Genomic DNA, 12561 nt, shown 5'->3' on the forward strand with positions numbered 1-12561 from the left:
GCCGACCTGTCATTTTGGCCCGCCACCGCCTGCCGTTTTGAGCCCCACGAAATACTCGTCGAAACTATGCGGGCGCTCAACTTGAGTAACAAGGAGCGCCCACAATCCGGACAAACGCGCAAGCGCTGCCGCTGCAGCGCTGCACGCATTCATCAATGAGGGTAGTACTCAAGAGATGTGGATCATTCTGCGACGCTACGCTTCAAAATTCGATACGCATGAGATGGACAACGGGATTGTCAACAACATCTCTCGTCCTGACGTGGGCGCACAGGTCCGTAAAATTGCACAACCATTGCATTCTTATGGAACATAAGGACGACAGTTGCGTTCACGCGCTGTTGGATTGGGCTCAACTTCAGGAAAATGCATGACTGCTACGAACCCGGATTGCGGGCGTCTCTTCCGCGACCTTGACTGGGCCTTGACGCCCCTTGGGCCGATGGAGGAGTGGGGCGTCGAACTGAAGACCCTGACAAACGTCATGCTCGGTTCGCTCCAGCCAATGCTTATGGTGTGGGGTCCATCCCAGATCACGCTTTATAACGACGGCTACGCGGCAATGTGTGGAAACCGCCATCCATATGCCTTTGGGAAGCCTTTCCATGATTTGTGGCACGATATTTGGGATCAGGTGGATCCGATTATCACTGCGGCTTACAACGGCCATGGCACGGCTATGGACGATATCCAGTTCACCATGCATCGCAACGGCTATCCTGAGGAAACCCACTTCGCCTTCAGCTACACGCCCGTGCGAGATCCGTGGGGAACAGTGTTGGGTATGTTCTGCGCCTGCAACGAAATAACTGCCCAGGTAGCGATGGCCCGAAAGGAACGCACGCAGCGCGAACGCTTCATGCAGGTATTCGAGCTTAATCCGGGCGGTATTGCCATGCTTGTCGGTCCGGATCACACCTTCGATTATGCTAACGAGCAATATTACGCGATGATCGGCGTTGGACGCGAGATCATCGGCAAGACGGTGGCCGAGGCGGTTAGCGAGGTTGTTCGGCAAGGATTTATCAAAATACTCGATGATGTCTATTTTACCGGAGAGCCGTTCATCGCGAAGAACCTCCCGGTTGAACTCAACCGTGGCCCTGAAGGAGAGATGCAGACCCGTCTGATTGATCTCGTCTACCAACCGATGAGGGGTGAAAACGGCTCAGTGACGGGAATTCTGGTGCAGGCTCAGGACGTTACCCAACTCCGCGCTGAGGAAGAGCGCCAGACGCTTCTTTCACATGAGCTTGGTCACCGGCTGAAAAACCAGCTTGCTATGGTTCAGGCTATTGCCTCACAGACGCTGAGGACAGCCCCAGATATCGCGACAGCGCGAAAGAGATTGTCGGACCGGATCGCAGTGTTGAGCGATGCACACGACGTAATCCTGGAGGGTGGACGCGGTTCTTCCACAGTCCGGCAGTTGGTTGGTCAGATGACTGCGCTGCACGACGACGTCGCCAAGCCTCGCATCTCGACATCGGGTCCAGACCTGCGGATTGGCTCGCGACCGTCTCTGTCGCTCTCGCTTATACTGCACGAATTGGCCACCAATGCCGTAAAGCATGGTGCTCTGTCATTAGCCACTGGACGGATCGATCTGAAATGGCGTGTCGGGGGACTTCAGAGGGATCGTTTCGAATTGGAATGGATTGAGAGTGGAGTGCCGTGCATTGTTGCACCAGCGTCCAACGGCTCTGGCATGCGTCTCATCTCGGCCGGTTTAAACGGCACATCCGACAGTTCGGTCAACATAGAATATGGTCCCGAAGGCATTCGCTGCTTCATCACTGCTGACCTTGAAACATTTCAGAAAGAACATTGAATGAAGTCCGACCGCTTGCTTGTCGTGGAAGACGATGGATTGATCAGAATGGATCTCGTCGACATGCTGGTTGACGCTGGCTATCAAGTGCTTGAAGCAGCCAATGCTGATCAAGCACTTGAGGTTCTGGAGCGTGAGCCTGCCATTTCTGCGCTGCTGACCGACATCGACATGCCTGGTTCAATCAATGGTCTTCGTCTGGCTCACCGTGTCAAAGAGCAACGGCCGCATTGCAAGATTGTCGTTATCTCCGGCCGCTACAGTCCATCTCAAGGCATTCTCCCCGATGAAGCGCTTTACCTTTCGAAGCCGATTTCTGGAATCGAGTTGGAAACCGCACTGATCCGGATGAATATCAAACCTTGAAAAATTGCCGGCTCGCGGCGTCCTATCAACGTTATTGCGTGAACGCTCAGCAGTCGCGAAATTCTGAAGAGCTGCAGCGCGGTTCACAGTGGTACACCGAACAGTTCTGTCGGTCACGTGTTGGAACCGTGGTCCGTTCAGCTTTTTCGCCGAATTCACATTGCCGACTATTCCTGACATAGCGGTCGTAAAGCGTCATGTTTTTCACACGCGTGGATGGGTAGCGAAGTATGGCCGCGCCCTCCTGGTCAATCGTTCGCTGAACCGCAGAACATGTCATGCTCGGCGTGTCATAGCGGGATATAGCAAAAGCTGGAGAAGCTGCGAGTGCGGCAAATACGATCACAAATGGTGGTTTGACCATGTGAGAACCTTCCGTCGTTATCCGACCCACCAACTGCGTTGCGCAACTGAAGTTCACCCGCCCTCAAGTTCGTGCGATCAGGCCAGACCTTCAAAAACTTAATCCCGACTGGCCGGGCTGTCGCGGATACCGCCAGCGCGCAACGGTTCACTTTATGGCATCACAGAGGTGACCATAGGCCTGTAGCTCTTGAAGGGAGCAGAACCGTGGGTCTAGCGCACGATTTGTCTAACTTGGAGGCAGATACTCTGGCCATTCTTGCGCCCCCATGAAGCACACGAAAGATCCGAACTGTCATCTCGGTAATCGTGTATGCAGCTACGTAAGGCGTGCTATTGATATCGAGTTCGAGTGTCCCGGCAATTCTGCCCAAGCGCCCACTTGCAGGGAAATCGAGTAAACGACGAGAAGCGGCGACTATCCGTTCATCGATCAGAACAGCGGCAGCAGGATTGTCAAGTTCGATGTACGTAAAGATGGCGTCGCGATCTTATAGCGCAAACGCAGACCAGGTAAGTTTCACGATTTTGGTGCGCCTGCTTTTAGACGGGCTGCTTTGCGCCATTCTGCAAAATGCGCTTCAACCTCGTCGTCTGATAGATCCGGTTGAGTATCGTTCAACGCTTGGAGCACCTTGGTCCGAAAGCAGGCATCATGCGCTTCACTGCCAGAAAAAAGTTCAAGAGGTAGCGCCCCCTCGTTGGCAGTCCGCGTGAGCAAAATACGAACCATATTGGATACTGTGAGACCCATGCTGGCGAGCACGGTAGAAGCACGGTCTCGAACCTCGGCATCAATACGTGTTTGGACAAGTGCGTTTGCGGGCATGAATACCCCCTATTTGGCGAAAAGGTAATGCTATTGAATGACATTTTTCAGATGAACTTTAACGGCGGGGCTCCGCTGCCTTTCAGCAATCAAAGGAATGCGATCGACATGTCTTGAGCTTCGGCGGCTAATTCCAAACGCGCGGTTTCAATATAGATTTGACAGAATTGCCAGGCATGCTTGGCTATTCTCGTCTATCGGCACCGCCGAACATGTCCTTGGCCGTGTGCTGAACCGCCCGGACGAAGCTGTCTGTCAGGGATGACGCATGCGCATTCTGCAGTCTGCATATCCGGAGGTCCGATTTTATGATGGGCACGAATGGCCGGATATCCAGGCGCTGTTTCTGGCCATAGGCAAGAAGCGGATCCATGACGGTGATGCCAAGCCCGTCGGCAACCAGCTCGCAGACTGTTGTCGCCAATGTCGCCTCCAGCACGAAACGAGGCCTCACACCCTGCTGCAAAAGGACCTGCTCGATCTTCTGGCGTATGCGATTTTCATTCGAGAACCTGATGAATGGCGTACCGTCGAGATCCCCTGCCGTGATCTGATCCTTCGACGCGAGCGGGTGGTTGCGGGGCAGAATGCAGGCGAGATGCCCCGGCCCCAGTGGCAGCGCCTCGATGAGCGGGTGATCGACGCCACCGTTGACGATGCCGACATCCAGCTGGTTGGACAGCAGCCACTCGATGACGAACTGCGATGCCCGACCGATCAGCGAGACATGCGCTTCTTCATTGCCCGCCAGAAAGCGCCTCGTCGCATTGCTAATGAACATGCCGGACAGCGCCGGCAGGACACCCACCACGATGCGTTCCTGCTCCTCGCGCTTGATCAGATCCACGGCGTGCTCGACCTGTTTTAAGCTTGCGAAGATACGGTCGATGTGGCGATAGAGCTTCATGCCCGCCGCTGAGGGTACGAGCCGACCGCGAACGCGCTCGAACAATTCGAGCTGCGTATCTTCCTCCAGATGCGCAAGAAGCTTGCTTACGGCCGGCTGGGTGACATGCATGATATTCGCCGCTTGGCTGACCGTGCCAGATTCCACGACGGCCTTGAATGCCTCAATCTGCCGGAGCTGGATAGGGCGCCTCATTCTATAACCCCAAGGAATACCTCTGTCGTTTTTTGGACTTTGATATTCCTGATGTTGCCGAATAACCTTTGCAAATACCCTCCTTCGGGCCATGCCTCCTTTCCAAGAAGCATCGGATTCCTGTCTTACACTCCAATTTTCTATTGGAAGACATGTTTTCGTGCCAATGCCAAGGTGGAAAGCGTCGATGGTATAACCTGAGGCAGGGATACGGCTCAAAACCAAGACAAGGGAACGGGACAAAACAATGAAATTTCTCAAGCTCGCCGCGGGCATCGCACTCGTCGTCATCGTTGGCACGTCTGCTTTCGCGCAGGACTACCCGGCCAAGCCGATCGAACTTATCGTACCTTTCGGTCCGGGTGGCGGCACGGACGTCGCGGCGCGCTCCATAGCCATCTTCATGGAAAAACATCTCGGCAAGGGCACGTCGATCGCGGTGATCAACACGCCCGGCGCAGGCGGTGTCATCGGCTGGACCAACCTCGCAAAGGCCGAGCCGGACGGCTACACGATCGGCATGGTCACCCCACCGAATTTCGTCGCCCAGACCGTTGCAGGAAATGCAAAGTACAAGCTCGATGACTTCCAGCTCATCGGCAATATCGTCCTTGACCCAGGCGTTCTCGTCGTCCGCAAGGACAGCAAGTACCAGACACTCGAAGAACTCGTAAAGGCGTCACAGGCTGCCAAGGGCGCCGTGGTTATCGGCACATCCGGCGCGGCAGGTTCCTCGGAGCATATCGGCCTCCTCAACCTCAACCGCGTTGCCAAGACGAGCTTCACCCCGGCCTTTTTTGGCGACACGGCCTCGGTGCGTCAGGCAATTCTCGGAGGCCATATTCCTGCGGCCACGATGAACCTCTCGGAAATCACCCAGCTAATCCGCAGCGGTGACCTGCGGCTGCTTGGCGTCATGTCATCCGAACGCTCGCCTTACCTGCCTGATGCGAAGACATTTGCCGAACAGGGTTACGATCTGGTCGTAACGGCCTCACGCGGCCTCGCGGCGCCGGCCGGCGTCCCGGCCGATATCATCGAGAAGCTGCAGAATGCTATGCAGGCTGCGATGGAAGACCCCGCCTATCAGGAAGCCGCGCAGAAGGCCGAGATCCCGCTCTCCTTCCTCGATGCAGCCAACTACGACAATTTGCTTGCGAAAATGGAAGGCGACCTTGTCGAAACCTGGAAGGTGACCCCGTGGCGCTGAAATCCCTCTCGCGGCGCCATGCGGAACTTGGCTTTGCGGCTGCCCTTGTGGCGGCCGCAGGCTTCCTCTTCCTGCAGGCAGCCGACTATCCCGGAGTGACCGGATCCTATCCCCGCACGCTTTCCGTTCTGCTCGGCATCGGCGGACTTCTCACGGTCGTCCGCACTCTGCGCCAACTTAATCCGGATGATAACCAGCCTTTGTTCGAACGCCCTGGACGCGTCTATCTCGGAGCTGTGGCCGTACTCTTCTACGTCGCGGCAGTCTCTTACATCGGCTATCTGATCCCGAGCCTGATCCTGGGCATCGCCCTGCCCTACGCGCTGGGTTACCGAACCCTCCGGCACTCGGCGCTTGTTGTGACCGCGACCCTCGCTTTCATCGTGCTGGTCTTCGTCGTCGCGCTTCAGCGACCGATACCGCGCGACTTGCTCGACCCCTTGCTGGCGGTGCTCCGATGATTGACGCAATCCTTCAAGCCCTTCCGGGTGCTTTTGCTCCGGCAAACCTGTTAGCTGTGATACTAGGCACGATGGCCGGTATCATCGTCGGCGCCTTGCCCGGGCTGTCCGTCATGACCGGAATGGCAGTCCTTATTCCGCTGACCTTCGGCATGGATCCGCTTTTCGCGCTGGGAATGATGGCTGGCATGTATAATGGTGGCAGCTACGGCGCGGCCATTCCAGCAATCCTTATGCGCGTTCCGGGCACGGCAGCCTCCGTCGCCACCGTGATGGACGGGCATGCGATGACCCGGCAGGGCAAGGCCGGTTATGCTATTCAGGTAGCAGTCGTCTCAGGCGTCATTGGTTCCGTCTTCTCCGCATTGTCGCTGATCACGCTTGCACCGACCCTTGTGAAGGTCAGCCTGATGTTCGGCCCCTCAGAATTCTTCTGGCTGGCAATCCTCGGGCTTGCCACTGTGGCATCGCTGCTGGGCGAAGACCTGCTCAAAGGGCTGATCGCCGCCTGCATGGGTCTCATCCTGGGGACCGTTGGCATGGACATGGCAACGGGCGTCGAACGTTATACCTTCGACCGCCTGGAACTATCGGACGGGCTGGACCTTGTGGTGCTGCTCACCGCTTTGTTCGCCATTCCGCCTGTCATCCAGATGATCGAGAATGCCCGCCAGGAAGGCATGCCGGCGGAACTCCTCAATCTTCGGAGGCAGAAATCCCCATTGAGGGAATGGAAGCGCTTCCTTCCCATCTGGATGCGTTCGTCCGTCATCGGCATCATCATCGGCATCCTGCCGGGTGCTGGCGGATCGATGTCTTCCTATCTTGCCTATAACGACGCCAAGCAGCAGTCAAAGGATCCGGACAGCTACGGAAAGGGCAACCCGGAGGGAGTGGCAGCCTCCGAATGCGGCAATGGAGCGGACAATGCAGCCTCGCTTATTCCAGCGCTGTCCCTCGGCATTCCAGGGTCGGGCGTTGCGGCCGTTATCCTGGGCGGACTGCTCGTTCATGGCTTGCGTCCTGGACCGCAGCTGTTCGACGAGCATGCGGATATCGTCTACGGCTTCATGCTGCAGATGCTGCTATCGGGCCTGCTGGTCGGCGCGCTGGGCGGACTGACAGCGACCAAAATCTTCGGACAGGCTCTCCGCTTGCCGGAAGTCCTGCTCGCGCCGCTGATCCTGCTTTTCGTGACGATCGGCGTCTACTCGGTCAACAATTCGATCTTCGACCTTCAGGTGATGGTCGTGGTAGGGCTGATCGCCTGTGTCGTCGAGCGTCTTGGATATCCGAGTGCGCCGATCATCCTAGGCATGATTCTCGGGCCGATTGCCGAAGTGCAGTTGTCGCTGGCGCTGACCATTTCGGGAGGAGAACCGCTGGCCCTTGCCTCCTCGCCGGTCTCGATGGTGCTAATCGCGCTCATCCTCCTGATCCTCGTTGTTCCGCTCCTGAAACGCCGCAAGGCTTCGACGGCCCCGAACTGAAACACGAGCGGTCGGATTTTCCAGTTGCCAAGCATCATACCGCGTCCCGTTCCAGGGGCGCGGCGAGTCCTTGCGCATCCCGACCAGTCGAAAACGCTGTGTATCAACTCATTTTCTAGAAGCCCAGGCCCAGACGGCAGCCCTGCGGATACAATGAACAAGGTCATTCAAGTGCATAAAGTCGCAATCATCGGAGCAGGCGCGATCGGCAGTGCCATGGCGGCATACCTCACCCGAAAAGGTTATTCAGTGGGTATCTGGTCGCGGTCCCTCGCCAGCTCTCCGCGCCTCTATTCAGGCATGTTTCACCTGCAGACGAGCGGCGTCTTTTCCAACGCGTTCGAGATTGAGGCGCTCGACAGTCTCTCACGTATCCGGGAATTCGACATTGTCGTGGTTGCGCTGCCGGCTACGGCTTATTCCGACGTCCTACCGGATCTCGCCGGACATCTGACGTCGCGACACAACGTCGTCGTCAGCGGCTCGCTTTCGCTTGCACCTCTCTGGCTCCATGAGATGGCTCGAAAGTCGGGCGTGCAGCCGGTCATCACCGCGTGGGGCACAACACTGCTGGCAGCAAGTTTCCAGCCGGACGGCACGCTGCACATTCCCTTCACCCGCAAGCGGTTCGACATCGCATCCCTTCCGACGGCCAAAACGGCGCAATCGCTTGCGCTGTGCCGCGACCTCTTCGGCATCGAATTCGATGCGGCCCGGTCGGTGCTCGACATCAATCTTTCGAACATCAACCCGATCGCTCATGCGGGACAACTGCTCATCAATTTCAGCCGGATCGACAGAACCGAAACCTGGAAGCTTTTCGAAAACTTCACCGAAAGTGGTATTCGGCTCGCGGAAGCCCTCGACGCAGAGCGGCTGACCCTCGCTTCCGCGTTCGGATCGAAGCCACGGTCACTCCGCCGCCACTATGCCCAGTCATACCCTGTCGAGGATACCGGGCTTTCGGACATGGTCCGCCAGATCAGCGAGGATGGATCGAAAACACTGGGGCCTCGCGCTCTGAACCACCGCTATCTGACAGAAGACATGCCCTACGGGCTGGCCTTCATGGAGCGGCTGGCCCGCGTCGCGGACATGCCGCTTCCGATAACCAGCGCCGTGATTTCCGTTCTGGAGGTCATGACGAACACTGCGATCCGCGAGAACAATCGCATAGCAGATGCCGTTATCGGCACGCTAGAAACAAGAGAAGCGCTTCTGGAGCGGTGCATGGGACACCGCCTGTCTGAAGCTTCCTGACGAGCGCGAGGCGCACCCTCGACGTTATGTTGAGACCGGCCGACTATCGGATTCGGCCGACATCCAGCGTGAACTTGTCGATGATTGCATCGATCGTGCCGAATTGCGGCTGCCAGCCGCATTCGTTTCGGGCGTCTTCATCGTGCGAAGCGTCGTAGCAGAACTCCTGCTCCTGCTCTCGGTATGTTGCCGTCGAGCATCGCCGGATAAAGCAGGGAACGGGAAGTGACCCCTCTTTGTCGCGATGTTGGCGGCCGATGACTTCACGGTAAAGCTTCACCCAGACGTAGAAATTGGTCGGTGTCTACTGCGACATGTCGATTAAATCGCTGCCTATTGATTTTCGAGCATTACGTCCGTTTCAATCGTCTTAGCAAAGCCGCGGCAGTACTCCAGATGCTATTCGCCTCGAACGGATTTGAACCCGCGACCCGGCTTTTGCTGAAGTGATCTGTTTGAAAGCACTCAGTGCCGGACATTGACTGTATGGAATGACCAATATCGGGCCAAAGCGGCCCGTCCGGTCTTGGAGGCCGGGATGGAAATAGCTGCATAGAGCGCGGGCGAGCCCTATGACCGCGTCCGACCCCTTGTCGCCATTCCAATGTCTTGGTCGGGTTCTCGGCAGCCGACGTTCCTGTCCGGCGCACCGTCAGCGTTATCGGGCCGGAGACGGATTGTCGGTTCTACCGCCATCAGATCTCCTACACGGGTTGGGCCAAGAACGGACGTTTCCCACGGCGATGGGAGCAGCGCAGTTCTACGCAATCCAGACAGCTAATACCCGGCCGCCAGAAAGTGCTACACTTTCAGGACTGGACGCCATCAAAGGCCGTATTAAGAATGGTTTCTTTGGGAGGTAATCATGTCTTCCGACTGCTATGACAGCTTTTGCCCCGTGGCCAAAGCTTGCGACATCATCGAACCGCGCTGGACACTGCTGATCCTCTGTGAACTGTCGCACGGCGCCACGCGCTTCAACGAGATCCGCCGCGGTGTGCCCGGTATCTCTCCTACTCTCCTGTCGAAACGCCTGAAGGAAATGGAACAGCACGGCTTGGTTCGTCGTGTCGAAAGCGATGCTGGTGAGCCGGGCTACACCACGACCGCCATGGCTGACGAATTGAAGCCCGTGGTGCAGGCTTTAGGCAAATGGGCGCATCGAAATATCGACAAGGAAGTCTCGCTTAGCAAACTTGATGCGCGTCTGTTGATGTGGAACATGCGCCAGAAGATCGATACCAGCGCCTTTCCGCCAGGCACGACGACGGTCATCCAGTTCACCTATCCGGAACTGATCGAAAGCGAGCGGCACTATTGGCTCGTGGCCCGTCCGGGTCACCCCGTAGATCTCTGCCTGCTCGATCCACGCCATGAGGTCGATCTGTTCATAAGGGCCGATCTGAAGGCGATGACCTCGGCCTGGATGGGATGGTCGACCCTGCGCAGCGAAATCAATTCAAATTCTCTCGTCTTGATCGGCGACCGCAAGCTGATTGCCACGCTGGAAACATGGATGGTGCGTAGCAGCTATGCCGCCGCTCCGGAGCATCAGGTCGCAACCAGAGCCAGCGCTTAACAGTCTGTATCAGCTTGCTCCACTTTCTGCACTATCTGGCGGGTCCAGTCAGTGATTGGTTGGTCTCGTTCAAACCACGAAAGGAAATAACGATGGATCCCAATCTGACCACTACTCCCCTTCCCAACGCCAACAAGGCGCTCTGGGAAAAGGGTGACTTCACCCGTATTGCCGCTGCCATGCGCGAAAGCGGTGAGGCCCTCGTTAAATCGATCGGCGTCGAAGAAGGCATAAGGGTGCTGGACCTCGGTTGCGGGGACGGTACGACAGCGATACCGGCGGCGCAGGCCGGCGCGAATGTTGTGGGCGTGGACATCGCCCGTAATCTTGTCACGGCCGGCAATGCCCGTGCCAAGGCCCTACAGCTTTCCAACATTCGCTTCGAAGAGGGCGACGCGAGCGATCTGGTCAACCTCGAAGACAGGGGATTCGACGTCGTCGTCTCGATGTTCGGCGCCATGTTCGCACCCAGGCCCGGCGATGTCGCGAGAGAAATGGTGCGCGTCACCAAGCCCGGCGGCAGGATCGTCATGGGCAACTGGATCCCCGGCGACCCTACCCTCGTGGCGCAGATACTCAGGATCAGCTCGGTCTATTCACCGCCTCCGCCGGAAGGCTTCATCAGTCCGATGACCTGGGGCGTGGAAGCCAACGTGATCGAGCGCTTCCAAGCCGCCGGCATTCCTCCTGTTAACATCACCTGCGAGAAAGATACTTACACATTCAATTACCCCGGTCCGGCTACGAATTTCCTCAGTCAGTTCCGTAATTTCTATGGTCCGACCATGAATGCCTTCGAGGCTGCAGCCAAGACTGGAAACGGCGAGGAATTGCAGAATGAGCTTGATCTGCTGTTCAACCGCCAGAACCAAGCCAAGACCAATGACGCCACGACGATCCCCGCCTCGTTCCTGCGGGTCACCGTACGGGTGCCATAAGTTTCTGACGCCTCGTCCGATTGGCGCGGGCGAGGCGTTCCACTACGGATCAGACCGGCGGCTTCCCCGCGCCGCCCGAAACCTCGCACCCACATACCATCGCCAGCGTCCGGTGAACGCATTCTTGAGTGGTTGGATGTGCGAAGCTTAGGAGGCGTTTCATTTCATCTGCCATGACGCCTTCGATGATCTTATTGTCGTACTCTTCGTCCACGAGGAACTGGTGGACAGTAACATTCCACCTTCATATGTCTGCAAGTAGGTTTCGAAGTTCGTTGATACCGTTCCGGGTCAGACCTATCGTGCCATCTTCACTGCCATCGTCGACGCAAACTACTTCGCCCTCTGAGAGGTTGTCCGAGTTAATTTCAAAGGAATAACGTTACGACCTAAATGAAGGCGCAATTCATCCTTCAGTACCGCTTATTGCCCAAGCTGAGCGGGCCCCGCCAGTGGTCGCCGCCTCTTCGGCACGACCATCGGAGTGCCGCAGATCGGATCGGGGATGACGATGCATGGCAGGTTGAACACGTCTTGCACCAGTCGCTCTGTGATGATGGCGTCAGGTGGTCCTTCTGCGATCAACGCCCCATCCTTCATGGCGATGAGATGCGACGCATAGCGGCAGGCATGATTGAGATCATGCAGCACGGCGATGACCGTGCGACCTTGATCGTTAAGGTCGGCAAGAAGATCGAGCAGTTCGATCTGATGGGCGATGTCAAGGAAGGTGGTTGGCTCATCCAAAAGCAGGATCGGCGTTTCCTGCGCCAGCACCATGGCCACCCAGACACGCTGGCGCTGACCGCCGGACAGTTCGTCCACCATCCGTCCGGACAGATCCGTGACGCGGGTTGCCTCCATCGCTGCGATGACAGCCTCCTCGTCAGCCTTCGACCATTGCCGCAGGAACGACTGATGCGGATATCGACCGCGTGCAACAAGATCCGCCACCGTGATACCTTCAGGTGCAATGGAGGACTGTGGCAACAGACCAAGCCGCCGTGCGGTTTCCTTAGCGGGAATGTCGGTTATGTTTTTGCCGTCGAGGATCACCTGACCGGAGGAAGGTGACAGCAGCCGCGACAGGGCACGCAGCAGCGTGGACTTGCCACAGGCATTCGGCCCGACA

At 57.2% G+C, this 12561-nt stretch carries 12 protein-coding genes and 1 pseudogene; 8 read left to right on the forward strand and 5 right to left on the reverse strand.

The window, feature by feature from the left end:
- Positions 1 to 370 precede the first annotated feature (370 nt).
- The gene (locus tag IB237_RS14740; protein ID WP_192489398.1) at positions 371 to 1831 is read left to right on the forward strand and encodes an HWE histidine kinase domain-containing protein; all 1461 of its coding nucleotides are present in this window, start codon (positions 371 to 373) and stop codon (positions 1829 to 1831) included.
- Complete coding sequence (locus IB237_RS14745) at positions 1832 to 2197, forward strand: response regulator (RefSeq protein ID WP_192489399.1); 366 nt, start codon at positions 1832 to 1834, stop codon at positions 2195 to 2197.
- Positions 2198 to 2721: 524 nt separating this feature from the next.
- Here IB237_RS14745 and IB237_RS14750 read toward each other — a convergent pair.
- The 3 genes from IB237_RS14750 to IB237_RS14760 all read right to left on the reverse strand — a co-directional run bounded on the left by IB237_RS14750 (position 2722) and on the right by IB237_RS14760 (position 4491).
- Positions 2722 to 3039, reverse strand: a complete 318-nt coding sequence (locus IB237_RS14750; protein WP_371815331.1) for a type II toxin-antitoxin system RelE/ParE family toxin — start codon at positions 3037 to 3039, stop codon at positions 2722 to 2724.
- 41 nt (positions 3040 to 3080) lie between these two features.
- Entirely contained in the window at positions 3081 to 3389 is a 309-nt protein-coding gene (locus IB237_RS14755; protein WP_192489400.1) for a type II toxin-antitoxin system RelB/DinJ family antitoxin, read from the reverse strand.
- A 184-nt stretch (positions 3390 to 3573) separates the two neighbouring features.
- The gene (locus IB237_RS14760; protein WP_192489401.1) at positions 3574 to 4491 is read right to left on the reverse strand and encodes a LysR substrate-binding domain-containing protein; all 918 of its coding nucleotides are present in this window, start codon (positions 4489 to 4491) and stop codon (positions 3574 to 3576) included.
- Between the two features lie 247 nt (positions 4492 to 4738).
- Here IB237_RS14760 and IB237_RS14765 point away from each other — a divergent pair, with 247 nt between their 5' ends.
- The 6 genes from IB237_RS14765 to IB237_RS14790 all read left to right on the forward strand — a co-directional run bounded on the left by IB237_RS14765 (position 4739) and on the right by IB237_RS14790 (position 11429).
- Positions 4739 to 5701: a tripartite tricarboxylate transporter substrate binding protein gene (locus tag IB237_RS14765; protein ID WP_192489402.1), complete on the forward strand. Its 963-nt coding sequence runs from the start codon at positions 4739 to 4741 to the stop codon at positions 5699 to 5701.
- Positions 5692 to 6162 carry a tripartite tricarboxylate transporter TctB family protein gene (locus IB237_RS14770; protein WP_192489403.1) on the forward strand — a complete coding sequence of 157 codons (471 nt, stop codon included), beginning with the start codon at positions 5692 to 5694 and terminating at the stop codon, positions 6160 to 6162. The genes IB237_RS14765 and IB237_RS14770 overlap by 10 nt, the downstream gene beginning before the upstream one ends.
- Entirely contained in the window at positions 6159 to 7652 is a 1494-nt protein-coding gene (locus IB237_RS14775; protein ID WP_192489404.1) for a tripartite tricarboxylate transporter permease, read from the forward strand. Before IB237_RS14770 ends, IB237_RS14775 begins: the two co-directional genes overlap by 4 nt.
- A 153-nt stretch (positions 7653 to 7805) precedes the next feature.
- Positions 7806 to 8912 carry an NAD/NADP octopine/nopaline dehydrogenase family protein gene (locus tag IB237_RS14780; RefSeq protein WP_192489405.1) on the forward strand — a complete coding sequence of 369 codons (1107 nt, stop codon included), beginning with the start codon at positions 7806 to 7808 and terminating at the stop codon, positions 8910 to 8912.
- A gap of 865 nt (positions 8913 to 9777) precedes the next feature.
- The gene (locus tag IB237_RS14785) at positions 9778 to 10491 is read left to right on the forward strand and encodes a helix-turn-helix domain-containing protein (RefSeq protein WP_192489406.1); all 714 of its coding nucleotides are present in this window, start codon (positions 9778 to 9780) and stop codon (positions 10489 to 10491) included.
- Between the two features lie 92 nt (positions 10492 to 10583).
- A complete protein-coding gene (locus IB237_RS14790; RefSeq protein ID WP_192489407.1) occupies positions 10584 to 11429 on the forward strand; it encodes a class I SAM-dependent methyltransferase in 846 nt (281 codons plus the stop codon).
- A 154-nt stretch (positions 11430 to 11583) separates the two neighbouring features.
- Here the strand turns inward: IB237_RS14790 and IB237_RS26285 are convergent.
- A pseudogene (locus IB237_RS26285) lies at positions 11584 to 11793 on the reverse strand (hypothetical protein); the annotation flags it as partial.
- A gap of 59 nt (positions 11794 to 11852) precedes the next feature.
- On the reverse strand, positions 11853 to 12561 hold a 709-nt coding region (locus tag IB237_RS14795), incomplete at its 5' end, for an ABC transporter ATP-binding protein (protein WP_192489408.1).

The organism is Agrobacterium sp. AGB01 (assembly GCF_014851585.1).
Taxonomy (GTDB): Bacteria; Pseudomonadota; Alphaproteobacteria; order Rhizobiales; family Rhizobiaceae; genus Agrobacterium.

Excerpts from the sequence above, each read along its gene's own strand:
- IB237_RS14740 (WP_192489398.1), top strand. The coding sequence starts at position 371 with ATGACTGCTACGAACCCGGATTGCGGGCGTCTCTTCCGCGACCTTGAC.
- IB237_RS14745 (WP_192489399.1), top strand. The coding sequence starts at position 1,832 with ATGAAGTCCGACCGCTTGCTTGTCGTGGAAGACGATGGATTGATCAGA.
- IB237_RS14755 (WP_192489400.1), bottom strand. The coding sequence starts at position 3,389 with ATGCCCGCAAACGCACTTGTCCAAACACGTATTGATGCCGAGGTTCGA.
- IB237_RS14760 (WP_192489401.1), bottom strand. The coding sequence starts at position 4,491 with ATGAGGCGCCCTATCCAGCTCCGGCAGATTGAGGCATTCAAGGCCGTC.
- IB237_RS14765 (WP_192489402.1), top strand. The coding sequence starts at position 4,739 with ATGAAATTTCTCAAGCTCGCCGCGGGCATCGCACTCGTCGTCATCGTT.
- IB237_RS14775 (WP_192489404.1), top strand. The coding sequence starts at position 6,159 with ATGATTGACGCAATCCTTCAAGCCCTTCCGGGTGCTTTTGCTCCGGCA.
- IB237_RS14780 (WP_192489405.1), top strand. The coding sequence starts at position 7,806 with ATGAACAAGGTCATTCAAGTGCATAAAGTCGCAATCATCGGAGCAGGC.
- IB237_RS14785 (WP_192489406.1), top strand. The coding sequence starts at position 9,778 with ATGTCTTCCGACTGCTATGACAGCTTTTGCCCCGTGGCCAAAGCTTGC.
- IB237_RS14790 (WP_192489407.1), top strand. The coding sequence starts at position 10,584 with ATGGATCCCAATCTGACCACTACTCCCCTTCCCAACGCCAACAAGGCG.